Genomic DNA, 555 nt, shown 5'->3' with positions numbered 1-555 from the left:
AAATTAATGCCATTCTCGGCAAAATAGTTGCTCTGACTGCTGGAAACCGCTGACATGGGCTGGCCTTTGCCCAGCAGGTTGTCAATTTTGTCGAAAAATGCTCGGCAGTGATTCGCAAGAAACCGGCGCTATTGAAAGTGGAGATGTGTTCAACGGAGAGACTGCCGCCAAAAATGCGCGCAAAGGCCGAGGCCAGATGCCCACCCAGGCTGTGACCATTGATGGAAATTGAATTGACGCCTGTCAGTCTGCCCGTCCCTTGGGCGGGCGAACCGGTTGTGACCCATGACCAGGGCAAAGGAATTGGCACGCCAATCGGAGTCGGAACATTGACATTGGCATTGACAAGCTGTGTGACCGTCTCCGTGGCTGGCGTGGTTTCGCGCAGCCACCAGTTGATCATGTCAATGATCTGGCTACGGGCCGATGAACTCAAGGCCAAGTCGATGTCCGCGCCTACTATATCCTTGCCGTTCAGTTCTGTTCCCCTCGTGGAAAGAAAGACTTTGCCTTCATAGGGCGTGCCTTGGCGGCCTTTCCAGACAATGGCGTCAA

At 54.1% G+C, this 555-nt stretch carries 1 protein-coding gene; it reads right to left on the bottom strand.

All coding sequences use genetic code 11. From position 1 onward, the window contains the following. The coding region (locus QB898_RS13180) for an alpha/beta hydrolase family protein (RefSeq protein WP_279525317.1) at positions 1–555 on the bottom strand (555 nt) is incomplete at both ends.

The organism is Ottowia cancrivicina, assembly GCF_029813755.1.
Classification (GTDB): domain Bacteria; phylum Pseudomonadota; class Gammaproteobacteria; order Burkholderiales; family Burkholderiaceae_C; genus Ottowia; species Ottowia massiliensis.
The sequence above is the reverse complement of the archived record's forward strand: the minus strand, read 5'-3'. Positions and strand labels throughout refer to the sequence as shown.